The 23,397-nt window shown below is 68.9% G+C and carries 27 protein-coding genes; 14 read left to right on the top strand and 13 right to left on the bottom strand.

Features of this window, described 5'->3' with window-relative positions; all coding sequences use genetic code 11:
* The first annotated feature begins 108 nt into the window (after positions 1–108).
* The 3 genes from AruCF_RS07825 to AruCF_RS07815 all read left to right on the top strand — a co-directional run bounded on the left by AruCF_RS07825 (position 109) and on the right by AruCF_RS07815 (position 2,362).
* A complete protein-coding gene (locus tag AruCF_RS07825; RefSeq protein ID WP_049072895.1) occupies positions 109–903 on the top strand; it encodes an SDR family NAD(P)-dependent oxidoreductase in 795 nt (264 codons plus the stop codon).
* A gap of 27 nt (positions 904–930) precedes the next feature.
* The gene (locus tag AruCF_RS07820) at positions 931–1,944 is read left to right on the top strand and encodes a zinc-binding alcohol dehydrogenase family protein (protein ID WP_049072894.1); all 1,014 of its coding nucleotides are present in this window, start codon (positions 931–933) and stop codon (positions 1,942–1,944) included.
* 118 nt (positions 1,945–2,062) lie between these two features.
* Complete coding sequence (locus tag AruCF_RS07815) at positions 2,063–2,362, top strand: hypothetical protein (RefSeq protein ID WP_372363406.1); 300 nt, start codon at positions 2,063–2,065, stop codon at positions 2,360–2,362.
* A gap of 94 nt (positions 2,363–2,456) precedes the next feature.
* Here the strand turns inward: AruCF_RS07815 and AruCF_RS07810 are convergent, their stop codons facing one another.
* The 4 genes from AruCF_RS07810 to AruCF_RS07795 form a co-directional block, all read right to left on the bottom strand.
* Positions 2,457–2,747, bottom strand: a complete 291-nt coding sequence (locus AruCF_RS07810; RefSeq protein WP_235432758.1) for an antibiotic biosynthesis monooxygenase — start codon at positions 2,745–2,747, stop codon at positions 2,457–2,459.
* A gap of 190 nt (positions 2,748–2,937) precedes the next feature.
* Positions 2,938–3,294 carry a hypothetical protein gene (locus AruCF_RS07805; protein WP_049072891.1) on the bottom strand — a complete coding sequence of 119 codons (357 nt, stop codon included), beginning with the start codon at positions 3,292–3,294 and terminating at the stop codon, positions 2,938–2,940.
* A 78-nt stretch (positions 3,295–3,372) separates the two neighbouring features.
* Positions 3,373–4,278 carry an aldose epimerase family protein gene (locus tag AruCF_RS07800; protein WP_049077641.1) on the bottom strand — a complete coding sequence of 302 codons (906 nt, stop codon included), beginning with the start codon at positions 4,276–4,278 and terminating at the stop codon, positions 3,373–3,375.
* Between the two features lie 91 nt (positions 4,279–4,369).
* Complete coding sequence (locus AruCF_RS07795; RefSeq protein WP_049072890.1) at positions 4,370–5,380, bottom strand: NAD-dependent epimerase/dehydratase family protein; 1,011 nt, start codon at positions 5,378–5,380, stop codon at positions 4,370–4,372.
* Between the two features lie 86 nt (positions 5,381–5,466).
* Here AruCF_RS07795 and AruCF_RS07790 point away from each other — a divergent pair, with 86 nt between their 5' ends.
* The 7 genes from AruCF_RS07790 (at position 5,467) to AruCF_RS07760 (ending at position 12,499) form a co-directional block, all read left to right on the top strand.
* A complete protein-coding gene (locus AruCF_RS07790; RefSeq protein WP_049072889.1) occupies positions 5,467–6,366 on the top strand; it encodes a LysR family transcriptional regulator in 900 nt (299 codons plus the stop codon).
* A 108-nt stretch (positions 6,367–6,474) separates the two neighbouring features.
* On the top strand, positions 6,475–6,738 hold the full coding sequence (locus AruCF_RS07785) for a hypothetical protein (protein ID WP_063579915.1): 264 nt from the start codon (positions 6,475–6,477) through the stop codon (positions 6,736–6,738).
* A gap of 238 nt (positions 6,739–6,976) precedes the next feature.
* On the top strand, positions 6,977–7,282 hold the full coding sequence (locus AruCF_RS07780) for a cupin domain-containing protein (protein ID WP_049072887.1): 306 nt from the start codon (positions 6,977–6,979) through the stop codon (positions 7,280–7,282).
* A gap of 132 nt (positions 7,283–7,414) precedes the next feature.
* Positions 7,415–8,041 (top strand): pyridoxamine 5'-phosphate oxidase family protein, encoded by a 627-nt coding sequence (locus AruCF_RS07775; protein ID WP_049072886.1) that lies wholly within the window; start codon positions 7,415–7,417, stop codon positions 8,039–8,041.
* A 168-nt stretch (positions 8,042–8,209) separates the two neighbouring features.
* Entirely contained in the window at positions 8,210–10,864 is a 2,655-nt protein-coding gene (gene mutS / locus AruCF_RS07770; RefSeq protein ID WP_049072885.1) for a DNA mismatch repair protein MutS, read from the top strand.
* Positions 10,861–12,054, top strand: coding sequence for a ribosomal protein uL16 3-hydroxylase (locus AruCF_RS07765; RefSeq protein WP_049072884.1), 1,194 nt, complete (start codon positions 10,861–10,863; stop codon positions 12,052–12,054). The genes mutS and AruCF_RS07765 overlap by 4 nt, the downstream gene beginning before the upstream one ends.
* A gap of 217 nt (positions 12,055–12,271) precedes the next feature.
* Positions 12,272–12,499: an endopeptidase gene (locus AruCF_RS07760; RefSeq protein WP_080977372.1), complete on the top strand. Its 228-nt coding sequence runs from the start codon at positions 12,272–12,274 to the stop codon at positions 12,497–12,499.
* Positions 12,500–12,668: 169 nt separating this feature from the next.
* On the opposite strand, the gene bamC is transcribed toward AruCF_RS07760, so the two are convergent.
* The 4 genes from bamC to AruCF_RS07740 form a co-directional block, all read right to left on the bottom strand.
* A complete protein-coding gene (gene bamC / locus AruCF_RS07755) occupies positions 12,669–13,793 on the bottom strand; it encodes an NlpB/DapX family lipoprotein (protein ID WP_049072883.1) in 1,125 nt (374 codons plus the stop codon).
* Positions 13,794–13,810: 17 nt separating this feature from the next.
* On the bottom strand, positions 13,811–14,716 hold the full coding sequence (dapA, locus tag AruCF_RS07750) for a 4-hydroxy-tetrahydrodipicolinate synthase (RefSeq protein ID WP_049072882.1): 906 nt from the start codon (positions 14,714–14,716) through the stop codon (positions 13,811–13,813).
* Positions 14,717–14,803: 87 nt separating this feature from the next.
* The gene (locus tag AruCF_RS07745; protein ID WP_049072881.1) at positions 14,804–15,451 is read right to left on the bottom strand and encodes a site-2 protease family protein; all 648 of its coding nucleotides are present in this window, start codon (positions 15,449–15,451) and stop codon (positions 14,804–14,806) included.
* A gap of 126 nt (positions 15,452–15,577) precedes the next feature.
* Positions 15,578–16,204: an L-threonylcarbamoyladenylate synthase gene (locus AruCF_RS07740; RefSeq protein WP_049072880.1), complete on the bottom strand. Its 627-nt coding sequence runs from the start codon at positions 16,202–16,204 to the stop codon at positions 15,578–15,580.
* Positions 16,205–16,293: 89 nt separating this feature from the next.
* Here AruCF_RS07740 and ypfJ point away from each other — a divergent pair, with 89 nt between their 5' ends.
* The 3 genes from ypfJ (at position 16,294) to AruCF_RS07725 (ending at position 18,630) form a co-directional block, all read left to right on the top strand.
* A complete protein-coding gene (gene ypfJ, locus AruCF_RS07735) occupies positions 16,294–17,148 on the top strand; it encodes a KPN_02809 family neutral zinc metallopeptidase (protein ID WP_049072879.1) in 855 nt (284 codons plus the stop codon).
* A 181-nt stretch (positions 17,149–17,329) separates the two neighbouring features.
* Positions 17,330–17,866, top strand: coding sequence for a hypothetical protein (locus AruCF_RS07730; protein ID WP_049072878.1), 537 nt, complete (start codon positions 17,330–17,332; stop codon positions 17,864–17,866).
* The gene (locus tag AruCF_RS07725; protein ID WP_049072877.1) at positions 17,863–18,630 is read left to right on the top strand and encodes a DUF1828 domain-containing protein; all 768 of its coding nucleotides are present in this window, start codon (positions 17,863–17,865) and stop codon (positions 18,628–18,630) included. Before AruCF_RS07730 ends, AruCF_RS07725 begins: the two co-directional genes overlap by 4 nt.
* A 2-nt stretch (positions 18,631–18,632) precedes the next feature.
* On the opposite strand, the gene AruCF_RS07720 is transcribed toward AruCF_RS07725, so the two are convergent.
* The 3 genes from AruCF_RS07720 to AruCF_RS07710 all read right to left on the bottom strand — a co-directional run bounded on the left by AruCF_RS07720 (position 18,633) and on the right by AruCF_RS07710 (position 20,656).
* A complete protein-coding gene (locus AruCF_RS07720) occupies positions 18,633–18,905 on the bottom strand; it encodes a hypothetical protein (RefSeq protein WP_080977371.1) in 273 nt (90 codons plus the stop codon).
* A 227-nt stretch (positions 18,906–19,132) separates the two neighbouring features.
* Positions 19,133–19,783 (bottom strand): hypothetical protein, encoded by a 651-nt coding sequence (locus tag AruCF_RS07715; protein ID WP_049072875.1) that lies wholly within the window; start codon positions 19,781–19,783, stop codon positions 19,133–19,135.
* A 132-nt stretch (positions 19,784–19,915) separates the two neighbouring features.
* Positions 19,916–20,656: an ArsR/SmtB family transcription factor gene (locus AruCF_RS07710; protein ID WP_049072874.1), complete on the bottom strand. Its 741-nt coding sequence runs from the start codon at positions 20,654–20,656 to the stop codon at positions 19,916–19,918.
* 78 nt (positions 20,657–20,734) lie between these two features.
* On the opposite strand from AruCF_RS07710, the gene AruCF_RS07705 reads away from it, so the two are divergent.
* Positions 20,735–21,997 carry an MFS transporter gene (locus tag AruCF_RS07705; protein WP_049072873.1) on the top strand — a complete coding sequence of 421 codons (1,263 nt, stop codon included), beginning with the start codon at positions 20,735–20,737 and terminating at the stop codon, positions 21,995–21,997.
* A gap of 134 nt (positions 21,998–22,131) precedes the next feature.
* On the opposite strand, the gene AruCF_RS07700 is transcribed toward AruCF_RS07705, so the two are convergent.
* Positions 22,132–22,764, bottom strand: a complete 633-nt coding sequence (locus tag AruCF_RS07700) for an FMN-binding negative transcriptional regulator (RefSeq protein ID WP_049072872.1) — start codon at positions 22,762–22,764, stop codon at positions 22,132–22,134.
* Between the two features lie 144 nt (positions 22,765–22,908).
* The gene (locus AruCF_RS07695) at positions 22,909–23,394 is read right to left on the bottom strand and encodes a GNAT family N-acetyltransferase (RefSeq protein ID WP_049072871.1); all 486 of its coding nucleotides are present in this window, start codon (positions 23,392–23,394) and stop codon (positions 22,909–22,911) included.
* Positions 23,395–23,397 lie beyond the last annotated feature (3 nt).

Here is a 23,397-nt window from a genome sequence, read left to right as displayed (position 1 = left end):
AGGGCTCATTTTCAAAAAATTATTGAAACTGAGTCCGATGCTAGCCGGTTTTTCCGCATTCGCCACTGGGTAATGATGGCGTCACCCCCACGCTTTTGGAGTCCCCCCATGAAAATCGAACTCGACGGCAAGAAGGCCCTGGTCACCGGCTCGTCCGGCGGCATCGGACTGGCCATCGCCCAAGGCCTGGCCGAGGCCGGCGCCCAGGTCGTGCTGCACGGCCGCAACGCCGACAAGCTCAAGCAGGCCGCCGACGCCGTCGCGCGCCAGCATCCGGGCGCCCAGGTCCACACCGTGCAGGCCGACCTGTCCACCGCCGACGGCGCCGCCTCGATCTGCGCCGCCCATCCCGATGTCGACATCCTGGTCAACAACGCCGGCTACTTCGCGCCCAAGTCCTTCACCGAGATCACCGACGACGACTGGCGCTACATGCTCGACACCAACGTCATGAGCGGCGTGCGCCTGTCGCGCTATTACCTGCCGCGCATGCTGGCCGCCGACTGGGGCCGCATCGTCTTCATCTCCAGCGAATCGGCGCTGCACATTCCCGCCGAGATGATCCACTACGGCGTCAGCAAGACCGCGATGCTGGGCGTCTCGCGCGGCCTGGCCGAGCTGACCGCAGGCAGCGGCGTGACCGTCAATGCCGTGCTGCCCGGCCCGACGCGCTCCGAAGGCGTGGTCGATTTCTTCGCCGAAATGGCCAGGGAACAAGGCCTGCCGCAAGAACAGATGGAACGCGACTTCATCGCCCAGCACCGCCCCAGTTCGCTGCTGCGCCGGCTGGCGACGGTGGAGGAAGTGGCCAACATGGTCGTCTACACCTGCTCGCGCCAGTCCTCGGCCACCAACGGCGCCGCCCTGCGCGTCGATGGCGGCGTGGTCCGCACCATCGCCTGATCCCTTTTTCCCGTTCAGAGATCCCCCATGAAAGCCATCGCCTACTTCCAGAACCTGCCCGCCACCGACCCGCAATCGCTGCAGGACATCACCGCGCCCGAGCCCGTGCCCGGCGACCACGACCTGCTGGTCGAAGTCAAAGCCATTTCCGTCAACCCGGTGGACGTGAAGATCCGCGCCAACCGCAAGCCGAAGGACGGCCAGCCCGAGATCATCGGCTGGGACGCCGCCGGCATCGTGCGCGCCGTGGGCGCCAAGACCAGCCTGTTCGCGCCCGGCGACCGCGTCTGGTACGCCGGCGCCCTGACCCGCCCCGGCGCCAACAGCGAACTGCACGTGGTCGACGAGCGCATCGTCGGCCGCATGCCGCAGCGCCTGGATTTCGCGCAGGCCGCCGCGCTGCCGCTGACCACCATCACTGCCTGGGAACTGCTGTTCGACCGCCTGCGCGTGCTGGACAACGCCGCGCCCAGCCAGGGCTCCCTGCTGGTGGTCGGCGCGGCCGGCGGCGTCGGCTCGATCCTGGTGCAACTGGCGCGCCAGCTGACCGGCCTGACCATCATCGGCACCGCCTCGCGGCCCGAGACCCAGGCCTGGGTCACCGAGCTGGGCGCCCATCACGTCATCGACCACACCCGCCCGCTGGCCGAGGAACTCAAGCGCATCGGCCATCCGCAGGTCAGCTTCATCGCCGGCCTGACCCAGACCGACCAGCATTTCCCGCAACTGGCCGAAGCCATCGCGCCGCAGGGCAGGATCGCGCTGATCGACGACCCCTCGGCCATCGACGTGCGCCTGCTCAAGGGCAAGTCGGCCTCGCTGCACTGGGAATTCATGTTCGCCCGGCCGCTGCACAACACGCCCGACCTGATCGCCCAGCACGAGCTGTTGAACCAGGCCGCGCGGCTGATCGACAACGGCACCCTGCGCACCACGCTGGGCGAGCACTACGGCCGCATCAACGCCGAAAACCTGCGCCGCGCCCACGCCTTCATCGAGAGCGGCAAGGCGCGCGGCAAGGTGGTGCTGGAAGGCTTCTGATCCGCCCGGCCCGTCCCGACGAAAAAAATGGGACGGGCGTCTCGCATTCGCCCGGAGAAAGAGGTAAAACCTCGACTGCGCGCCGCGGGCCTGCCGCCCGCCGCCGCGCCTTCGGGAGTTGGCTCTGATTTCTCACCTGTTCGACCAAGCGCGGGAACCCATGCTCTGGGGCATGGTGGCGGTCGCCCTGCTGATGCTGCGGCTGGTGCCGCTGCAGGGCTGGAAAGCCGTCATCGTGGCGGGCATCACCGCCGGGCTGGTGTTCGACACCATCCAGTTCCGGGTCGGCCCGCCGCGCCTGTGGGACGCCCTGGTAATGGGTTCGATCCTGGCCGCCCTGCTGGTGGCCGCGGCGCAGGAACTGCTGGTGCTGGTGCTGCGGCGCCTGCGCGCGGCGCGTTCGCGGGCGCGCGCCTGACCCCGACCCGAGCCGCCGACACATCCTGTCGGCGCCGCCGCGCGTTTCTTCACACAGCCCGATCAAATCGCGCGAAACCTGGCGCGCCGTCGGCTCAGGCGGCGGGCAGCCCGGGCAACACCAGGTCATCGACCTGGTAGGTGTGGAATTCGCTGGTCGATACCGCATCGAGCTTGCGGAATTTCTCCACGAACACCGGATCGGAAAAGAATTCGTCGACCTTTCCCGCCCCCGAGATCGCCTCGATGTTCACCACGGTCTTGCCGTCCGTGCTTTTGGCCAGGTTGCTCCACAGGAACCCCGGCTTGGTGCGCGCGACATAATGCACCACCTCCTGGATCGCCTGGAAGGCGTCCTCCTGCCGGCCCGGATGGGCATGAATCACGTTGACGATGAATACCGTGCCATCCGGCGCGGGCTTGAAGGTGGCTGAAACGGGAAAGGCCCTGTCGGCTCCTGCGGTGAAAGACAGGCAACACTATGGCCCGGCGCGACGCCGCGAAAAAGAGGCCGGCGGGCGCGAGACTACGGACATTGCCGTCCGCAATCGCGCGCCTTCCCGGCCCGGAGCCGGATCAGGCCTGCCCGTCGCGCCGGGCGCGGGCGTGCGGATCGCGGATCTCGTCTTCCAGTTGCGCGATCAGCCAGTCGAACCAGCCGTTTTCGGTGCGCGCATACACCGCCGCGGCCGGAATCTTGCCTTCGCGCCAGCCCGGCTGGTGCGTGTCCATCCAGGCCGACAGGCTTTTGTGCGGGGCCAGCAGGCCCGACAGCCACGACCAGACATAGTCGGGCACGTTGCGCCGGAATCCCTTGGCGCAAGCGTAGATCGTCGGCTCCAGCGGCAGGTTGCCCGAACGGGCCAGCCTGGCCTGCACCCGGCGCAGCGTTTCGGCGGCCGCCTGCAATTGTTCGGTGCTGAGCTTTTTCACGTAACGACTCCTGGATTGGGTTTTTGCCGGATTATCGCCGGAGCGTCGGGTCGTTGCCAGCGGCATCGCCGCGCGCCATCAACGCACGCCACGCGGCGCTTGCAGCGCCAGCAGCATCGACGCGCTGAAACGCTCGCCCGGCGCCAGCACCCGCAGGCCGGTGCGCGTCTCGCCCGCCGCAGCCAGGTTGAAGGCGTCGGCCACATTGGTGACCGGCTCCACGCACAGGAAATCCGCTCCCGGCGCGGTGTAGACCACCAGGTGCGCGAAAGCCGGATCGGCGTGCAGCGCCAGTTCATGGCCATCCGGCCAGTGCAGCGTGGCGCGGCCGCCCCACTGCGACAGATAGGTATCGCAGCCCTCCGCCGACTGGCCCAGCTCGCGCACGTGGGCGGTCTGGCTGGCGCCGGGCAGGCCATCGGCATCGGTCGGCCAGATGCGCCGCGCATGCAAGGCAACGCGCGTCGCGGTGAAATACGGGTGAATGCCGCAGCCGAATGGCATCGGCGCATCGCTGTGGTTGATCATCAGGAGCGTGAGCGACAGGCCGCGCGAATCCAGCCGGTAGCGCTGCACGCATTCATACGGCCACGGCCAGCCCAGCACGCCGGCAGGCTGCCGCAGCACCAGATCCACGGCATCGTCGGCCAGGTGCCGCACCTCCCAGGGTTGGTACAGGCCGCCGCCGTGGATCGCCTGCGGCCGTCCCGGCAAGGATTGCAGCGCATGCCGCGCGCCGCCGAAAGTGAACACCCCGTCGCGCACCCGGTTCGAGTACGGCGCCAGCGGATAGGAACCGGCGCGCGGCCATTGCGCCAGCGGCCAATCCGTCTCGGCCAGCGGCACGATCCAGTCGTGCGCATCGGTCGACAGGCGCGTCAGGCGCCCGCCGCCGCCGGGCGCGAACTCGGCGCGGTGCGGGCCGTGGGCGATGGTTACGCGTTCGCTGGCATCCAGCGTCGCGGGAAAGGGCAAATCAGGCATCGGGCGCTCCCGCGGCGCTGCGAACGGCCGCGTGGCGCCATTGTGCATGGCCCGGTCCGGCGCCAGCAAGCCGGATGCGCCGGCGCCCCCTTCAGGCCGCGGCCGCCGGCAACGCGGCCGGCAGGCAATTGAGCCCGCGCAGCGTCGCCGCGACCGCCTCGTCCAGCGGCGTATGCGGTTCGGCGCCCAGCACGCCGACCAGGCGCGCGTTGTCCATGCGCAGCGGCTGACGCCACAGGTAACGCATCTCCAGCAGCTCGCGCACGGTCTCCGAAAAAGGCGCCGCCAGCCGCAGCAATCCCCATGGAAACGCGGCCACGCGCGGTTCGAGGCCGTGACGGCGCGCCACCCGCGCGATCGCCGCCGCCATCCCTGTGCCGTCGGGATCCCAATGCCCCGCCATATGCAGGGCGGTGAACGGCGCCAGCGCCTCGCGCCGCGCCAGCAGCTCGACCAGGGCCCGGCCCACGTCCGGCAGATAGCTCCACTGATGCCCCACGCCCGGCGTCCCCGGGTTGCTGATGCGCCGCAACGGCCGCCCCGGCTTGACCAGTCCTTGCGAGAACCAGTTGTTGCCGGCGCGCGGGCCGAAGAAATCACCCGCGCGCAGCACCAGCGCGCGCGCGCCGCGTTCGCTGGCCGCCCGCAGGCGACGTTCGAGCTCCACCCGGATCGCGCCCTTGCGCGTCAGCGGATGCTGCGGCGAACTCTCGCGCAGCACCGCAAACGCATCCGGCCCGTAGTTGTAGATCGTGCCCGGCAGCACGATCGTCGCGCCCTGGGCGGTCGCCACCGCAATGGTGTTGTCGATCATCGGCAACACCAGTTCGCCCCAGCGGCGATAGCCCGGCGGATTGACGGCATGCACGATCACCTCGCACCCCAGCGCCGCCCGCGCCACGTCCTGGCGATTCATGGCATCGCCGCGCAGCCACGTCATGCCGTCGCGCCGCGCCGTTTCCGTCGCCAACCCGCGCGCCAACGCGCGCACGCCCCAACCGGCGTCGCGCAGCTGGCGCGCCGCCTCGCCGCCAACGCCGCCCGTGGCGCCCAGCACCAGCGCGGCGCCCGGCCGGCTCGATTCGATCATCGTCATGGTCATCTCCCGTGAATCCATGGCGACCATTCTGGCGCGGCGGCCATACGAAATAAATTGCCGAACTTCGCCCTGCCGCTATACATTTCTGCATGACCAAACCGATCGGCTGGGAACTCTATCGCAGCTTTCTCGCCGTGCTCGCCGAGGGCTCCCTGTCCGGCGCGGCACGGGCGCTGGGCATCACCCAGCCCACCGTGGGCCGTCACATCGCGGCGCTCGAACGGGCCCTGGGCCAAGTCCTGTTCACCCGCTCGCAGACCGGCCTGCTGGCCACCGACGCCGCCTTGGCGCTGCGCGGCTACGCCGAAGCCATGCACAGCCACGCCGCGGCCCTGGAACGCGCGGCCGCCGCGCAGGGCCCGGGTGTCTCCGGCACCGTGCGGATCTCGGCCAGCGAGGTCATCGGCATCGAGGTGCTGCCCCCGGTGCTGGCGCGCCTGCGCCGCGACCACCCGCGCCTGACCCTCGAACTGGCCCCCACCAACCGCGTGCAGAACCTGCTGCTGCGCGAAGCCGACATCGCCGTGCGCATGGCGCCGCCGAAACAGGAACAACTGATCGCGCGCCCGGTCGGCCATGTAGACATCGGCCTGTACGCGCGCAAGGACTACCTGCGCCACCGCGGCACGCCCGCCACGCTGGCCGACCTGGCCGGCCACACGCTCATCGGCTATGACACCGAAACCCCCTTCCTGCGCGGCGCCGGCAAACGCCTGGCGGTCCCCTGGAGCCGCGACAGCTTCGCCCTGCGGGCCGACAGCGACCTGGCGCAACTGGCCCTGATCCGCGCCGGCGCGGGCATCGGCTTCTGCCAGGTGGCGCTGGCCCGCCGCGACCGGCGACTGGCGCCGGTGCTGCCCGACCATGTGTCATTCCAGCTCGAAACCTGGATCACCATGCACGAAGACCTGCGCGCCAGCCCGCGTTGCAAAGCGGTGTTCGACGCGCTGGTGCAATGCCTGCTGGCCCATACGGGGGCAACGCGCTAGCGCCGGCGGCCCGGCTCCCGGCGGTGCGACATGCGGTCGGGATTCGGTCCGATGTTCGGATATACTGTTTATCCATACAGCAATCCGACCGCAAGGGCGCCCCACCCCATGACCAGTCTGATCAATTCCCCACCCAGCCGCAGCATCTGGCTCAGCGCCTTCCCGCGCCTGGCCGGCGTCAAGAATGGCGACTACCTGCCCTTGCGGCGGCTGCAGGAAGCCACCGGCCTGGACGGCGGCCAGAAACTGCGCGACGTGCTGGCCGCGGCCGAGCGCGAAGGGCTGCTGCTGATCGATCGCGGCGCCACGCCCGCCAGTTACCGCGCCACGTACGCGCTTGAACGCCAGGTCACGCTGTTCGCGGCCGACTGACGAGCCGCCCGCGGCGATAGAGTGCTAACGATCCCTTGCAATGCTGTTACATCTCGGGAAATAGAATTTCCCGGAATGCACCCTACGGAGAAAAACATGCAAGAAGACACCGCCAAGCCCGAACCCACCCGCCGCCGCTGGCCCTTCGGCTACGGCCAGGAAGGCTGAACCGCTTTTCTCTTTCCCGGGGCATGCAAGCGCAGCCCATCCGCTCGGGCGCCGTCCCGATACACCGACCATGCCCCTGCTCAATCTGGTTGACGCCGCCAGCCGCCTGCCCGACGCCTGGAAATCCGAGGTGCTCGCCCGAACGGGCGGCAGCAACATCAAAGTCCTGCGGATGGATGGCCAGCCCTCCCCCGCCGAAACCCACGACTACGACGAGGCCCTGATCGTCATCAGCGGCGCCCTGCGCCTGTCGGTGCGGGACGAAGTGATCGAGGTCGCGGCCGGCGGCATGTATCTGGCGCCGGCCGGCGTGCCGCACGCCGTCGTCGCGGGCAGCCATGGCGTGCTGATGATCGTCGATCCGGTCGGCAGCTGAGGCCGCGACGGATATGACGCTCGCTGACCGCGAGCGGGAACGCGGCGACACCCGTGAGGTATTCTTCTCCGTTTGCAGCACGTCGGCACGGGTCCAATCGCCCGCCGCCCACCCTTTCCCCGAGCCTTCGCCATGCCCCTGGACACCGCCCATCTCGTTACCGACGCCGCCGCCCTGCAAGCCCTGTATGGCGAACCGGGCGAAGCTTCGCTGAAAAAAGAAGTGGACCACGTCCATCCGCACTACCGCGCCTTCATCGAGGCCGCCCCGTTCGCGGCGCTGGCCACCTCCGGCCCGGACGGCCTGGATGTGTCGCCGCGCGGCGATCCCGCCGGCTTCGTCGTGGTCGAGGATGAAAAGACCCTGCTGCTGCCGGACCGGCGCGGCAACAACCGCATCGACAGCCTGCGCAACATCCTGGCCGAGCCGCGCGTGGCGCTGCTGTTCCTGATTCCCGGCGTCAACGAAACGCTGCGCGTGAACGGCACCGCGCGCATCAGCGTCGACCCGGCGCTGCTGCAACGGTTCGAGATGGACGGCAAGCAGCCGCGCTCGGTCCTGATCGTCGACGTACAGAAAGTGTTCTTCCAATGCTCGCGCGCCCTGCTGCGCTCGCGGCTGTGGGACCCCGCCACCCAGATCCCGCGCACGGCGCTGCCCAGCGTCGGCCGCATGCTGTCCGACCTGACCGCTGGCACCTTCGATGGCGTGGCTTACGACCGGGACCTGCCGGCTCGGGTCGCCAGCACGTTGTACTGAGACGCGCGGTTCCATGAGCCTCGTCGGCATTTTCGTGCTGGTCCACGGCATCGTCCTGCTGCCCTTCCTGGCCTGAAGGTTCCCGCGCCGGGCAACCCGGCCGGGCGACGCCGCGCCACCCTCCGCCTCAGCTCCCCCGCCCCGCCCCGGCCCGATACAATCACGGGCATGAATTCCGCAACACAGACCACCGCCGCCGAGGCCCACGCGGGCCACACCCCCATGATGCAGCAATACCTCCGCCTGAAGGCGGAGGCCGGCCCCCTGCTGCTGTTCTACCGCATGGGCGACTTCTATGAAATGTTCTATGAAGACGCGGAACGCGGGGCGCGCCTGCTCAACCTGACGCTGACCAAGCGCGGCTCCTCCAACGGCACGCCGATCCCCATGGCCGGGCTGCCGGTGCACGCGATGGAGCAGTATCTGGCGCGGCTGGTGGCGATGGGCGAGTCCGTCGCCATCTGCGAACAGATCGGCGATCCCGCGGCCTCCAAGGGCCCGGTCGAGCGCCGCATCGTGCGCATCGTCACCCCCGGCACGCTGACCGACGACGCCCTGCTGCCGGCCAAGGCCGACCGCGCGCTGGCCGCGGTGTTCGTCACCGGCAACGCGCGCGCGCCGCGCGCCGGGCTGGCCTGGCTGAATCTGGCCAGCGGCGACTTCCGCGTCACCGAATGCGCGCCGGCGCAGCTCGAATCCGAGCTGCACCGCATCGCGCCGGCCGAGATCGTCTGCGCCGACAGCGCCGAATTCGACTTCCCGTTCGAAGGCGCCCGTTCGCGCGTGCCCGACTGGCACTTCGAAAGCGACGGCGCCCGCGCGCACCTGCTGGCGCACTTCAAGACCGACACGCTGGCCGGCTTCGACATCGAAGACATGCCGGCCGGCATCTGCGCCGCCGGCGCGCTGCTGCGCTATGCCGCCCGCACCCAGTCACAGGCGCTGGCGCACGTGCAGAGCCTGTCGGCCGAGCGCCCCGGCCAGTTCGTGCTGCTCGACCCGGTCACGCGCCGCAACCTCGAACTGACGCAGACGCTGTCGGGCGAGGATTCGCCCACGCTGTTCTCGCTGCTGGACGGCTGCCGCACGCCGATGGGCAGCCGCCTGCTGCGCCGCTGGCTGCACCATCCGCTGCGCGAGAACGAACAGGCCCACGCCCGCCAGCATGCCATCTCGACGCTGCTGGCCGGGCGCATGGACGTCGAACAGACCTTCGGCTCGGCGGGCCTGCTGGAGACGCTGCGCGGCGCGCTCAACGCCTTCCCCGACATCGAACGCATCGCCGCGCGGCTGGCGCTGCGCTCGGTGCGCCCGCGCGAACTGGCCAGCCTGCGTGATGCCCTGCAAGCCCTGCCGGCGCTGCGCGACCTGGTCGCGCCGATGGCCGCCTCGCCGCGCCTGAACGACCTGGTCTCGCATCTGTCGGTGGACCCGGCGCTGGCCGCCCTGCTGGCCCGCGCCATCGCCCCCGAGCCGGCCGTGGCGATCCGCGACGGCGGCGTGCTGGCCGCCGGCTTTGACGCCGAACTCGACGAACTGCGCGCCCTGGCCGCCGACGGCGGCGACTTCCTGGTGCAGCTGGAAGCGCGCGAACGCGAGCGCACCGGCATCAGCAACCTGCGCGTCGAATTCAACCGCGTGCACGGCTTCTACATAGAGGTCACCAAGGGCCAGACCGCCAAGGTGCCCGAAGACTACCGCCGCCGCCAGACGCTCAAGAACGCCGAACGCTACATCACCCCGGAACTCAAGACCTGGGAAGACAAGGTGCTGTCGGCGCAGGACCGCTCGCTGGCGCGCGAGAAGTGGCTGTTCGAGCAACTGCTGGACGTGCTGGCCGAACACGTGCGCCCGCTGTCCGACTGCGCCGGCGCGCTGGCCGAACTCGACACGCTGGCGGCATTGGCCGACCACGCGCGGCGCCACGACTGGATCGCCCCCGAACTGTCCGAGCAGGCCGACATCGACATCGACGCCGGCCGCCATCCGGTGGTCGAACAGGCCATCGAACGCTTCACGCCCAACGGCTGCCGCCTCGATCCCGCGCGCCGCATGCTGCTCATCACCGGCCCCAACATGGGCGGTAAATCGACCTACATGCGGCAGGTGGCGTTGATCGTGCTGCTGGCGCGCATCGGCAGCTTCGTGCCGGCGGCGCGCGCCCGCATCGGCCGCATCGACCGCATCTTCACCCGCATCGGCGCCGCCGACGACCTGGCCGGCGGACGCTCGACCTTCATGATGGAGATGACCGAGGCCGCCGCCATTCTCGCGGCCAGCACGCCCAACAGCCTGGTGCTGATGGACGAGATCGGCCGCGGCACCTCCACCTACGACGGCCTGGCGCTGGCCTGGGCCATCGCCTGCCGCCTGCTGGCGCACAACCGCGCCCTGACGCTGTTCGCCACCCACTACTTCGAACTGACGCGCCTGCCGGCCGAACAACCCGCTTCGGCCAACGTGCACCTGGCCGCGGCCGAGTCGGCCGGCGGCATCGTGTTCCTGCACGAAGTGCGCGAAGGCCCGGCCAGCCGCAGCTACGGGATCCAGGTGGCGCAACGCGCCGGCGTGCCCGCCGCCGTGATCCGCCAGGCCACCCGCGAACTCGAACGGCTCGAAGCGCAAGGCGCGCCCACGCCGCAGCTCGGCCTGTTCTCGGCCGCGGCCGAGGCCGACGCGCAGGCCTACGCCGAAGCCGACCGCGCCGACGCCATCGAGGCGCTGGACACGCTGCGCGAGGAACTCGCCGGCATCGACCCCGACAGCCTGACCCCGCGCGAAGCGCTGGACGCCCTCTACCGCCTGAAGAAGCACCTGCAATGAACCTCGACCATCCCCTGCCGCTGCTGGGAAACCAGAGCCCCAACGACTTCATGCGCCGCTACTGGCAGAAGAAGCCGTTGCTGATCCGCCAGGCCATCCCCGACTTCAAGCCGCCGGTGACCATCGCCGCGATCAAGAAGCTGGCGCGCCGCGACGACGTCGAATCGCGCCTGATCTGGCGCGAGAATGGCGAATGGCAGATGGAGAACGGCCCCTTCGCCCGCCTGCCCAAGGACAACGAAGGCGACTGGACCCTGCTGGTGCAAAGCGTCGACCTGCACAGCGACGCCGCGGCCGAACTGATGCAGCAGTTCCGCTTCATTCCCGACGCGCGGCTCGATGACGTGATGATCAGCATCGCCAGCCACGGCGGCGGCGTCGGCCCGCACTTCGACAGCTACGACGTGTTCCTGCTGCAAGCGGCCGGCGAGCGCGAATGGCGCTACGGCCGCCAGAAAGACCTGTCGCTCGAACCCGACCTGCCGCTCAAGATCCTCAGCCATTTCCAGCCCGAGGAACAGGCCGTGCTCGCGCCCGGCGACATGCTCTACCTGCCGCCGCAGGCCGCGCACGACGGCATCGCCGCCGGCGACGGCTGCATGACCATCTCGATCGGTTTCCGCGCCCCCACGCAGGCCACGCTGGCGCGCGGCCTGCTCGAAGCCGCCGCCGATCAGGTGATGGCGCGCGTCGGCCTGCTGGGCGGTCCCTACGGCGAGCCGGCGCTGCCCGGCCCCAAGCTGTCGGCTGTCTACCGTGATCCGGCCCAGGCCGCCGTGGCCACGCCGGCGCAGGTGCCGGATGCGCTGGTGCAGGCCACGCTCGACACCGTCAGCAAGCTGCGTTTCGACGACGCGCTGGCCTCGCGCTTCCTGGGATGCTGGCTGACCGAGCCCAGCAATCTCAGCGTGTTCGACGGCCCCGAAGGCCTGGACGTGGACCTGGAAGAAGACTGGCCCGCCAGCGGCAGGCTGGTGCTGGACCGCCGCAGCCGCATGCTCTATCGCGGCAAGCAGCTTTTCATCAACGGCGAAACCGCCATGACGCCCGCGACGCCCGCGCTATGCAAGCTGGCCGATGCCCGCAGCCTGGACTGCGCCGATCCGGCCTGCGCGCGCCTGTCGGACGAGGCGCGCGCTTGCCTGGCGGACTGGCTCGACTCGGGCTGGATCCATTACGTCGCCTCGTAGTATCCGGAAACCTGCGCGTATCCGTCTTGCACAGAACGCAATGAGGTCTATGCGCAGGGTCACATAAAGCAAGACATCACACCGCGCGGAAAGGTTTGTTGCCGTTGGGATGCGACCTTTTTAACTTTCACACTCGCAAGGCTTACGCGTTCCTGTAGCCTGGATTCTGGTTTCCCCTGACGGGGTTTCAAGAGTCGTCATCTACAGGAGTCCAAAAATGATGAGCAAAACCTTGATTATTGCGTCGGTGCTGGCGGTCTCGCTCAGCGCGTGCAACAAGAAGGAAGATGCCCCGGCCCCCGCGAACAACCCCACGCCGGGCGCCACCACCCCGGCCCCCTCGAGCACGCCGCCGGCCAGCTCGCCGGCGCCCGCCCCCACGCCTGGCACCACGCCTGGCGGCGGTTCGAACACCCCGGGCGGCTCGACCACGCCCGCATCGTAATCAGCGACCAACCCCCGCGCTGATCACGCAAAAAGCCTCGGCCACGCGCCGGGGCTTTTTCTTGTCTGTCTGTTTCTCTATCAAGGGAAAGGCGCCCAAAAAGGAAAAGGCCCCCGCAGGGGCCTTTTCCGGGCCAGCCAGGCGACGCGACGCCTGGCCAGGGGCAGGATTACATCTTGTCCTTCAACACGCTCAGCAGGCGCTGGGCGGTGGCGCTGTTGTCGCGTTCGCCCTTGGCGTCCAGCACCGTCACGTTGGTCTGGTCGCCGCTGGCGCTCAGGTGGATGCGGTACTGCGGCGCCTCGGCCTTCTTGTCGCCCGAGAACATGCGGCTGAAGAAGCCCGGCTGGTCGATCTTCTCGCCCGTGTCGGTGTCGAAGTAGCGCACGTAGTAGTCGCCGGCGGAACGGTCGCGGTCCTCGACCGAGAAGCCGCCGCCGTCCAGCGCCACGCCGACACGGCGCCAGGCGCGGTCGAACGATTCGCTGACGATCAGCTGCGCGCCCTGGGTTCGGACATCCTGCTGCACCGCCGGCTTCTGCGGCGCGGCCTCGGCCTGCTGCACCAGCTTGCGGGCGTTGTCGACGTCGGTGCCCAGGTAGACCATCATGCGCGCCAGCATGGCGGCGTTCAGGCCCGGATCTTCCTTGCCGTTCTGCCACTGCACTTGCGAGCCGTCGCCGCCGACGCGCTTTTCGAGCATCTGGCGGTGGCTGACGTAGATCTCGGTGTGGCCGTTGACGCGTTCGACGCGGGTGCGGAATTTCTCGCGCTCGCCGCTGTCCCAGGCCGACTCCAGCACCGCGCCCAGGGCCTGGCGCAGCCAGCTTTCCGGGATCTTGGCGCGGTTTTCCGCCCAGTCGGTCTCGATCAGGCCGGCGGCCGGATTGTTGCTGGCGACGGTGAAGCCGTTTTCGGTCCAGAAGTCGACCAGGCGCGGGAACACGTCCTCGGGCGCGCGGTCGACCACCAGCCAGCGCAGGTCGCCATCGCGTTCGACGCGCATGTCCTGGCGGTTGGGCAGCACGTTGCTGGCCTTGGGCGCTGAGGCCTGGGCCTGGCCCTGCTGCTGGAACTGCGAATAGGTGGTCGAGCCCGACGTCGGCGCGCGATAGCGCGGATCGCTGGCGGCCTGGGTCAGGTCGGGCGGGATGCTGAGCGGTTCGCCACGTTGCGTGACGGCGCTCTTGTAATTGACGGACTCTTCATTGCCCAGGAATTGGTTGACCTCGCTGCAGCCGGCCAACAACACCAGAGACATCAATGCCGACAGACCGGCATGACGCTTGTTCATACGTATCCTCACGATATTTAGAGCAGGCCCGTTTCCTGGAGCGCGCGACGCACCGTTTCGTGGTGCGATACGCCCAGTTCCACCAGCGGCAAGCGGTAGCCCAGCGCGGTGCGGCCCATTTCGGCCAACGCCCACTTGACGGGAATAGGATTGGCTTCAACGAACAAAGCCTTGTTCAGACGGGCCAGGTGCGCATTAAGTTCACGCACCTTCGGCACATTGCCCGCCAGGGCGGCGGCGCACAAGTCACGCATGAGCTTGGGCGCGACGTTGGCGGTCACGGAAATATTGCCGCGCGCGCCCAGCAGGATCAGGGCGGCGGCGGTGGGGTCATCGCCGCTGAACACCTGGAAGCTGGCCGGCGCCTCGCGCAGCAGCAGGCCGCCGCGGGCGATGTCGCCGGTGGCGTCCTTGATGCCGATGATGCCCGGCACCTGGGCCAGGCGCAGCACCGTGTCGTTGCTCATGTCGGCAACGGTGCGGCCCGGCACGTTGTACAGGATGGTCGGCAGATCGACGGCTTCCGCGATGGCGCGGAAGTGACGGTACAGGCCTTCCTGCGACGGCTTGTTGTAGTACGGCACCACCGACAGGCCGGCCTGCGCGCCCACCGCCTTGGCGTGGCGCGTGAGGTGGATGGCTTCGTCGGTGGAGTTGGCGCCCACCCCGGCGATGACCGGGATGCGGCCCGCGGCATGCTCGACCGCGACGCGGATCAGTTCCGCGTGTTCTTCCATGGAGACCGTCGGCGATTCCCCGGTGGTGCCCACCACCACCAGTGCATCGGTTCCTTCCTGGATGTGCCAGTCGATCAGCGACCGATAGGCCGCGTAGTCCAGGCTGCCGTCGGGCTGCATCGGGGTGACGAGGGCCACCATGCTGCCCTGGAAATTAACGCCTGCGGCGGTTGCAGGGGATGCCATAAATGAGGGGCTCCAAAGCCCCACGGCGGGATGCCCCAGGGCCAGAATCAATGAAACCGCTGAGTTTAACGGATATTGGCCAAAATCCTAGAGGAACCACTGAACGATCGTCGTTCCCAAAGCCAATACCGGACGCATCAATATCCACAGCACGTCGGTCACCAGCAGCACCACCACGATCACCAGCCCATACGGCTCGATTTTCGAGTATTGCCAGGCCAGGCGGTTGGGCAGCAGGCTGAAAAGGATGCGTCCCCCATCCAGCGGCGGAATCGGCAGCAGGTTCAGCGCCATCAGCACCAGGTTGACCTGCACGCCGGCCATCGCCATTTCGAACCAGAAGCTCTCCTGCATGCCGGTTTCCAGGAACAGGCGCAGCGAAAACACCCACAGGATGGCCATCAGCAGGTTGGCGGCGGGCCCGGCCAGCGCCACCCACAGCATGTCCTTCTTGGGACGGCGCAGACGGCCGAAATCCACCGGCACCGGCTTGGCCCAGCCGAACAGCATGCCCGGGCTGCCCAGCAGCTTGGAGGTCAGCAGGATCACCACCGGCACCAGCAGCGTGCCGATCGGGTCGATGTGGCGCGCCGGGTTCAGGCTGATGCGGCCCGCCTGGTAGGCGGTCGGATCGCCGAACATGCGCGCGACGTAGCCATGCGCGGCCTCGTGCAGGGTGATGGCGAAGATTACCGGTATCGCGTAGACCGCGATCGTCTGGATGATGTCATTCATGGCGAAGCGGATTGTAGAGGAGCCGCGTGACGAACAGTGCGGCCGGATGCAAAGCGGCGCCATGCCTGCCGCGTGGCGGCGGCGGCCGGCGGCGCGCGCCGCCGCGTGAACGCGCGATCGGCCGTTTCAGGCCAGGCCCAGCGTGGCCGGATCGCCGCGCCCCACCCGCACCACCACCGGCTCGGCGCCGGTCAGGTCGATCACGGTGGTCGGCGAATGCGGGCAGGCGCCGGCGTCGATGATGGCGGCCAGGTCGTGGTCGTAGCGCTCGCGGATGTCCTCGGCGTCGTTCAGGGCGTCGTCCTCCCCCTTCGGGATGAGGGTGGTGGACAGCAGCGGCGCGCCCATCTGTTCCAGCAGCCCCAACATGACGGCGTGATCCGGCACGCGGATGCCGATGGTCTTGCGCGATGGATGCGAAACGCGTCGCGGCACTTCCTTGGTGGCTTCCAGGATGAAGGTCCACGGCCCCGGCGTGGCGGCCTTGAGCAGGCGGTACTGGCGGTTGTCGACGCGGGCGAAGTGGCCGATCTCGGCCAGGTCGCGGCACAGCAGCGTGAGGTGATGGCGTTCGTCCAGGCCGCGCAGGCGGCGCAGGCCGTCGGCCGCGTTCTTGTCGTCCAGGCGCGCGACCACCGCGTAGCTGGAGTCGGTGGGCACCGCCACCAGCCCCCCGTCGTTCAGCCATTGGGCGGCCTGCTTGAGCAGGCGCGGTTGGGGATTCGCGGGGTGGATATCTAAATGGAGAGCCATGGGTTTATCCTAACACTCTTGAAGGCCGCTTCACCATTGGCGGCCCTGGCAACACATGGCGGCCTTGCCGGCCCGCCCGGAGACACAGTATGCGCCTGGACGATTCCCGCGAAAGCGACAACGTGGAAGACCGCCGCGCCAGCGGACCGCGCATCGGCGGCCGTGGCACCATCGGCATCGGCACCATCGTGCTGGCCCTGGTGGCCATGTATTTCGGCGTCGACCCCAGCGTGGTGCTGCAAATGGCCGAGGGCCCGCCCGCCCAGCAGCAACAGGGCCCGGCCGCGCGGCCGCCCGCCAACGACCCGCAGGCGCGCTTCGTCTCCAAGGTGCTGGGCGAAACCGAGGACACCTGGAGCGCCATCTTCCAGAAAGACCTGAACCGCCAGTACGTGCCGCCCAAGCTGGTGCTGTTCCGCGGCGCCACGCCCACGGCCTGTGGCACCGGCCAGGCGGCCATGGGGCCGTTCTACTGCCCGGGCGACAGCAAGGTCTACATCGACCTGGCCTTCTTCGACGAGCTGCAGAACCGCTTCAAGGCGCCCGGCGATTTCGCCCAGGCCTACGTCATCGCGCACGAGGTCGGCCACCACGTGCAGCACCTGCTGGGCATCTCCGACCAGGTCGACAACCTGCGCCGGCGCAACCCGTCGCAGGCCAACGCGCTGTCGGTGCGCATGGAACTGCAGGCCGACTGCTTCGCCGGCCTGTGGGCGCAGCGCGCCAACGCCGCCCGCAACATCCTCGAAAGCGGCGACGTCGAGGAAGCGCTGGCCGCCGCCACCGCCATCGGCGACGACCGGCTGCAGAAGCAGAGCCAGGGCTACGTGGTGCCGGACGCCTTCACCCACGGCTCGTCGGCGCAGCGCGTGCGCTGGTTCAAGCGCGGCCTGGACAGCGGCGACCTCAAGCAATGCGATACTTTCGCCGCCAGCTCGCTGTAGGCCGGCATGCCGGCCGCCGCGCCGCCAAGCCTGTATATCCATACAGCCTCGGACCCGACGCCGTCTTCATCTTGTAAGATTACGCCCCCGCGCCCATCAGGCGGCGCGGGCCAGAGCCCCCGCGAGGGGGCTTTTCCGCTGGGCGGCCCGGCGGTGCATTCCCAGACTCTAGATCCGTTCCATGGCCAACAAGTTCGAACCGTTAATCACCCCTGACGAGGTGCAAGAGATCCTTGCGGAGCCCAAGGAAACCGTCAAGCCGGTCGCCTGGATCCCCAAGCCGGCCGCGATCACCCCGCTGTGGATGGAATTCGCCAGCCCGTGCCGCGTCAAGGGTGAAGTGCGCGACGACGTGATTTTCCGCGCCACCTACCGCGGCGCCCGCACCGACGTGCACGGCCAGGCCACCATCTTCCTGGCCGAGGCGTTCTGTGCCAGCCTGTTCGTCGGCCCGCACCGCGTCTTCGGCGTCGACACCGACGACTCCTTCCACACCAGCCTGGTGGGCGAAGGCCGCCCGCAATATCGCAAGCCGCTGGCGGACCGCAGCCACGAACACCTCTGGGTGGACGAAGGCGAAGGCTACGCCGAACCCGTCGTGCCCGCCCTGCACACCATCGCCGAGCTGATGCAGTATTTCCTGCCGAGGGCCAACCTGACCCTGACCGGCGGTTTCGCGCATCCCCTCAAGGGCCGACAAATCGAACTGATCCTATGAGCAATTTCCTGGAAGCCTCCGGCTGGACCGTTCTGCCGGCGGGCGAACACGCCATCCGCGCGATCTCGCCGATGACGCTGGGCCTGGACGGCCAGCACGCGGCATTTTTCATCGCCCATCCGGACGACGCCACGTTCTACCTCACCGACGCCTGTGAAACGGCGATGCACGCCTCCAGCTACGGCATCGACCTGGCGGCCAAGCGCATCGACATCCTCAACGAAACGCCGGGCGTGAGCCTGGCGCACTTCGACAAGTCGGGCGCCATCGTCGCCTCCGGCCCCAACGAACAGTTGCAGGAAGCGCTGTGGGATGCGGTCAAGCTGGCCATGGCGCTGTCGTTCCAGTGCGCCAAGTGGATGCCGCGCTTCAGCCAGCTGCGCTTTCGCGCCCAGGTCGGCCGCGCGCTGGCGGCCGGCGTCGGCCCCAACCGCATGGTCAAGGGCGCGCGCGCCAAGGGCAGCAGCGGCCATACCGCCGACTTCGCCTTCGCCGTGCGCGCCGCCGGCAGCACCGCGCTGACCTACATCGAACCGATCGCCCTGAAGGCCGGCAAGAAAATGGACTGGACGCAGGTCTACCAGACCCACGGCAAGATGTCGGACGTGAAAATGGCCGATGCGCGCAACTCGCGCATGGTGATCCTGGAAGACGGCGCCTCGGCCGAGGAACTGAAGAAGGCCGTGGCCATCCTCGAACAGTCGGCCAGCGTGCTGACGCTGGCCAAGACGCGCGACTGGAAGGCGGTATTCGCCGCCGAATAGGGTCAGGACGCCATGTGGGTCAGGCCGTCGACGATCTCGCGGCCATGCAGGATGGCCGCATGCACCGCTTCGCGCGGACTGTAGACGAAGCCGCCCTCGGCAAAGCGTGGCACGGGGTATTCGTCGCCGCCTTCCTGCACGGCGCCCGCCTGGACCACCATGATCGATGCGATGAAAACGGGGCCGCTGGGCAGCGCCTGGACTTCAGCGCCGTCGCCCCGGGACACCTTGGCGGTAAGCCGGTATCCCTTGTAGATCAAGTTGTTCTGATGCACTTCGGATGCCCTCTTTCTGCGACCCAGCATACCGCGCCTGTTCATGACAGTTCGGATATGTTTTGTAACGCCGGCTGCCGATAGAAACATTGTTGCGATACGGAAATTGCGTCCCCGTTTCCGTGGCAGGTCCGGCCAAGGCATCCACAGGCAGGCAGGACGGGGCTTGCGGCCGCATGACAGGGTCCTGCGCTGCGCGCCGCGCTGATCCGTCCCGGGGATTTCCCCTAGGGCTGTTGCGAAAGCGCACTTTCGGCCACTTGCATGGCCGTGACGCGCAGATAGTCCGGCAGCGTCCAGCCGCGGCCCAGCAGGAACATGCGGGTATGCAGGTCGTCCAGCACCGCCGCCGTCACGGCCGGGCCGAGATAGGTCAGGCGCTTGCGCCGCAGGTCGACATAGCCCAGCGTGTAGTCACGCGCCAGGCCCAGCCACAGGCGATGGGCGCCGACCGACTGGCGCGCCCCGCTCATGATGCACAGGCCCGCCTCCAGCCCCCAGCGATACACCGCCGTGGCCAGCCCCATGCGCTGGTAGGGCGCGGCGTACTTCGAATGCGGCGCGCGCACATAGGGATCGGCGCGCCGGCCCACTTCGATCAGGCGGTTGAACACCGTATAGCCCGCCAGCCGGCCGCGCCGCACATCCACCACATACACGTAATACTCGCCATCGGCTTCGCGGTAGCGAAGCACCAGGCCAGGGATCTCGGTTTGAACCTCCGGCAAGCCATGCAGGCGATCCAAGGGTCGACTCATGCGGTCGTGGATGGCATCGAGTTCGGCTTCCACTTCGCGCGGGCCGTGGTTGACATCGATGCGCAGCTCCGTCACGCCAGGCAAGGCGCGACGGAAAACGTGCAGGGCCAGCGTAGGCAAGGCCACCTCCTGTACAGGGCAAATGCCCGATGAAAAAAAATGTGCGCGCTCGCGCGGCCTGCCGGCCCGCGCGAGCGCGAAAGCGAATTCGAGGGGATGCGCATGAAGCCGGGGAACCCCGGCCGAAAAACGCTAGGCGGCGTGGCCGCCCTTCAGGTTCCAGTCCACCGCGTCGGCGGCCGCCTCCCCGGGCATGCCGAAAAATGCGGGGAACTGCCGCGCGCCCTTGCGGGTGATGGACAGCGCGCGCGAATCCAGGTCCTTGTCGACCCAGCCGCGTTGCAACAGCGCCTCCAGCAAGGCGGCGCCCAGCGCGCCGCCCAGGTGCGAGCGGCGCTCGCTCCAGTCCAGGCACGGGCAGGCGAAACGGCGGCGGCGCTGGCGCGCCTGCGTCACGTCTACCCCCACCTGCGCCAGCGAGGCTTCGCCCAGGGGCGTCAACACGTAATCGCGGCCATCGGCCGCCAGCCACTGGCGCGCCAGCATCGCGTCGTGGACGCGCACCGCCAGCGTGCCGGCCATGTGGTCGTAGCAGGTGCGCGCTTCGCGCAGGGCCGAGGGCGTGTTGGGCTTGAACGGCGCGCGTTCGGCGCCCGCCACCACCAGCAGCGCCTCCAGCGCCCGCGCCACTTCGGCATTGGCCAGCCGGTAATAGCGATGCTTGCCCTGCGCCGCCTGCTCCACCAGGCCCTGCTCGCGCAACCGCTGGAAATGGCTGCTGGCCGTGGATGCGCCGATGTCGGCGGCCGCCGCCAGCTCGGTGGCGGTGCGGGCACGGCCATCGAGCAGCAGGCACAGCATGCGGGCCCGCGCCGGATCGGCGATGGCGCCGGCGACGGCCGAGAGGTTGATGTCGGCGAACTCGGATTCCATGATTCGGCCCAGGCCAAAGTGTTGGATACGGGCTCAAGCATACTGCGACTCATCGCAACAGGACAGCCCGTTTCCATCATGCCCAACCCTTCGCGTTTCTTCGGCTGGAAGGTCCTCCACGCCACCTTCGTGCTGGCCATCTTCGGCTGGGGCGTGGGTTTCTACGGACCGCCCGTATTCCTGCACGCGGTGGTGCAGCGCACGGGCTGGAGCGTGACGCTGGTGTCGGCGGCCGTCACGCTGCACTTCCTGTGCGGCACGCTGATCGTGGCCAACCTGCCGCGCCTGTACCGGCGCTGGGGCGTGCCGGGCGTGACGCTGGCCGGCGCCGTGGCGCTGGCGCTGGGCGTCTGCGGCTGGGCGCGCGCGGCCGAACCGTGGCAGCTGTATGCGGCCGCGCTGTTATCCGGCATGGGCTGGGTGACGCTGGGCGCGGCGGCGGTCAATGCCTTGATCTCGCCCTGGTTCGTCAGGCGCCGGCCAGCCGCGCTGGGCATGGCCTACAACGGCGCCAGCGTCGGCGGCATCCTGTTCTCCCCGCTCTGGGTGTTCCTGATTGCCAGCTACGGCTTCGCGCGGGCGGCCGCATGGGTGGGCCTGGCAATGGTGATCGTGATCGCGCTGCTGGCGCGCCAGGTGTTCGCCGTCACGCCGCGGCAGCTGGGCCAGCATCCCGACGGCATGCCGCCGGGCGCGCCGGCGCAGGCGGACGCCGCGACCTGGCCGCGCGTCTCGCGGCTGTGGCGCGACCGCGCTTTCCTGTCGCTGGGCGCGGGCATGGCGCTGGGGCTGTTCGCGCAGATCGGCCTGATCGCGCACTTGCTGTCGCTGCTGGCGCCGCTGCTGGGCGCGCAGACCGCCGGCATCGCCATGGGGCTGGCCACCGCCAGCGCCATCGCCGGCCGCAGCCTGGTGGGCTGGCTGATGCCGCCCGTGGCCGACCGCCGCCTGGTGGCCTGCCTCTCGTATGGCGCGCAGATCGCCGGCTCGCTGGTGCTGATGCTGGCGGCGGGCCACGCCTGGGCCGTATGGCTGGGGGTGCTGCTGTTCGGCGCCGGCATCGGCAACGCCACCTCGCTGCCGCCGCTGATCGCGCAGGCCGAATTCGCGCGCGAGGACGCGGCGCGGGTGGTGCCGTTGATCGTGGCCCTGTCGCAAGGCGCCTATGCCTTCGCGCCCGCCGTATTCGGCGTGCTGCGCACGCTCTCCGGCCAGGGGCCGCATCCGCTGTTCTGGTTCCTGGCGGCGGCGGCCGGGCTGCAGGCAGCGGCCATCGCCTGCCTGGCATGGGGCCGCGGCGCCGCGCACCAGCGGCGCCTGCAGGTGGCCGGCGCGGCCTGATCGGCCGCGCCATCCGGATCGCTCAAACCCGGTCGATCAAACCCTGTCGATCAAACCGTATCGATCAAGCCGTATCGATCAAGCCACGCCGCTCAACCAACGTGACGCGGCCGACGTGCCGGGACGGGCCCGGCTCAATCCAGCCCGCCGCGGCGCGCCACCAGGCCGGCCATCACGACATCGCCCTGTTCGCCGGCCAGGCCGGCCGCCACGCCCTGGCGGTCGGCCGCGTTGCGGTTCTGGCTGACCTTCCACTTGCCTTCGATGCGCGTGATGGCGATTTCCACGCCGACAATGGCGCGCATCTGTGCCGCAATGAAATCCTCGGGCGCGTCCTCGACCCGCCAGGGCTGCGCGCGCGCCTTCTCCTGCGCATCGGTCAGCGCGCCGATCTGCGCCCGCACCCAGGCCGGGTCGTCATGCACCGTGGGCGTGCCCCAGACGTGGACGGCCACGAAGTTCCAGGTCGGCACCACTTTGTGGGTCTCGGCCTTGGTGGCGTACCAGGAGGGCGTGATGTAGGCTTGCGCGCCATGGAACACCAGCAGGCATTCGGCGCCGGCGGCCAGCTCCTTCCATTGCGGGTTGGCGCGCGCCATGTGCAGCCGCAGCACGCCTCGCGGCCCCTCCGGATAGAGCAGACAGGGAATGTGGTTGGCCATCAGTCCACCCTCCCCGCCGGTCATGAGCACCCCGAGGGGATGCGCGCGGATGAAATCGTGCTGGACCTCCAGCGAGTCTTCACGGAAAGCGGACGGCAGGTACATGGCGAATGGCGTGGATGACGGGAAAAGCACACCATAGCGCCGCCCTGGCCCCATTGCCAGAGCCAGATGACCATCGAATCATGGGGCCACGGGAGCACCCCCCGGAACCGGCCGGACCGCCGCCCTTGCGCGCGCGGCCGGCGTTCAGGCCAGCGGCTTGACCAACAGCACCGTGGTGAAGCCGCTATCCCATTCCTCGTCGGGATAGGTGTCGACCTCGGCATAGCCGTGCTTGCCGTAGAACGCGCGACTTTGCGTATTAAAGGTATCGGTCTCCAGCCGCGCCTCGGCGTGCCCGTCGGCGCGCATGCCGGCTTCGGCCACGGCCAGCAGCGCCGCGCCCACGCCGCGGCGCTGCAGATCCGGATGCACATGCAGCGCCCAGATGAAGTTCTGTTCCCAGTCGACCATGCCGGCCACGCGGCCTTCGACCTCGCACACGTGAAAGCGCGCGCCGCGCTCGGCGACATAGCGGGGGATCTTGCCGCTGTCCAGGAAGTACCGGTATTTTTCCGGCGTCATCTGGGGCTGCCAGGTGCCTTCGTAGGTGCGCGTCAGCACGTCTTCAAGCGCCGCCGCGTCATCGGGGCGCGCCGTCCGGATCATCAGGGGGTTCGTGGATTGCTTCATGCG

The organism is Achromobacter ruhlandii (assembly GCF_002082135.1).
Lineage (GTDB): Bacteria > Pseudomonadota > Gammaproteobacteria > Burkholderiales > Burkholderiaceae_B > Achromobacter > Achromobacter ruhlandii.
This window is presented reverse-complemented; position numbering and strand designations above follow the sequence as displayed.

What these genes read in the sequence shown, in the direction of transcription:
- AruCF_RS07710 (WP_049072874.1), bottom strand. Translation starts at nt 20,656, where the DNA reads ATGGAATCCGAGTTCGCCGACATCAACCTCTCGGCCGTCGCCGGCGCC.
- AruCF_RS07775 (WP_049072886.1), top strand. Translation starts at nt 7,415, where the DNA reads ATGCCCCTGGACACCGCCCATCTCGTTACCGACGCCGCCGCCCTGCAA.
- AruCF_RS07695 (WP_049072871.1), bottom strand. Translation starts at nt 23,394, where the DNA reads ATGAAGCAATCCACGAACCCCCTGATGATCCGGACGGCGCGCCCCGAT.
- AruCF_RS07730 (WP_049072878.1), top strand. Translation starts at nt 17,330, where the DNA reads ATGGCCAACAAGTTCGAACCGTTAATCACCCCTGACGAGGTGCAAGAG.
- AruCF_RS07700 (WP_049072872.1), bottom strand. Translation starts at nt 22,764, where the DNA reads ATGTACCTGCCGTCCGCTTTCCGTGAAGACTCGCTGGAGGTCCAGCAC.
- ypfJ (WP_049072879.1), top strand. Translation starts at nt 16,294, where the DNA reads ATGCGCCTGGACGATTCCCGCGAAAGCGACAACGTGGAAGACCGCCGC.
- mutS (WP_049072885.1), top strand. Translation starts at nt 8,210, where the DNA reads ATGAATTCCGCAACACAGACCACCGCCGCCGAGGCCCACGCGGGCCAC.
- AruCF_RS07760 (WP_080977372.1), top strand. Translation starts at nt 12,272, where the DNA reads ATGATGAGCAAAACCTTGATTATTGCGTCGGTGCTGGCGGTCTCGCTC.
- AruCF_RS07820 (WP_049072894.1), top strand. Translation starts at nt 931, where the DNA reads ATGAAAGCCATCGCCTACTTCCAGAACCTGCCCGCCACCGACCCGCAA.
- AruCF_RS07740 (WP_049072880.1), bottom strand. Translation starts at nt 16,204, where the DNA reads ATGGCTCTCCATTTAGATATCCACCCCGCGAATCCCCAACCGCGCCTG.
- AruCF_RS07725 (WP_049072877.1), top strand. Translation starts at nt 17,863, where the DNA reads ATGAGCAATTTCCTGGAAGCCTCCGGCTGGACCGTTCTGCCGGCGGGC.
- AruCF_RS07765 (WP_049072884.1), top strand. Translation starts at nt 10,861, where the DNA reads ATGAACCTCGACCATCCCCTGCCGCTGCTGGGAAACCAGAGCCCCAAC.
- dapA (WP_049072882.1), bottom strand. Translation starts at nt 14,716, where the DNA reads ATGGCATCCCCTGCAACCGCCGCAGGCGTTAATTTCCAGGGCAGCATG.
- bamC (WP_049072883.1), bottom strand. Translation starts at nt 13,793, where the DNA reads ATGAACAAGCGTCATGCCGGTCTGTCGGCATTGATGTCTCTGGTGTTG.
- AruCF_RS07790 (WP_049072889.1), top strand. Translation starts at nt 5,467, where the DNA reads ATGACCAAACCGATCGGCTGGGAACTCTATCGCAGCTTTCTCGCCGTG.
- AruCF_RS07745 (WP_049072881.1), bottom strand. Translation starts at nt 15,451, where the DNA reads ATGAATGACATCATCCAGACGATCGCGGTCTACGCGATACCGGTAATC.
- AruCF_RS07825 (WP_049072895.1), top strand. Translation starts at nt 109, where the DNA reads ATGAAAATCGAACTCGACGGCAAGAAGGCCCTGGTCACCGGCTCGTCC.
- AruCF_RS07800 (WP_049077641.1), bottom strand. Translation starts at nt 4,278, where the DNA reads ATGCCTGATTTGCCCTTTCCCGCGACGCTGGATGCCAGCGAACGCGTA.
- AruCF_RS07780 (WP_049072887.1), top strand. Translation starts at nt 6,977, where the DNA reads ATGCCCCTGCTCAATCTGGTTGACGCCGCCAGCCGCCTGCCCGACGCC.
- AruCF_RS07705 (WP_049072873.1), top strand. Translation starts at nt 20,735, where the DNA reads ATGCCCAACCCTTCGCGTTTCTTCGGCTGGAAGGTCCTCCACGCCACC.
- AruCF_RS07785 (WP_063579915.1), top strand. Translation starts at nt 6,475, where the DNA reads ATGACCAGTCTGATCAATTCCCCACCCAGCCGCAGCATCTGGCTCAGC.
- AruCF_RS07795 (WP_049072890.1), bottom strand. Translation starts at nt 5,380, where the DNA reads ATGACCATGACGATGATCGAATCGAGCCGGCCGGGCGCCGCGCTGGTG.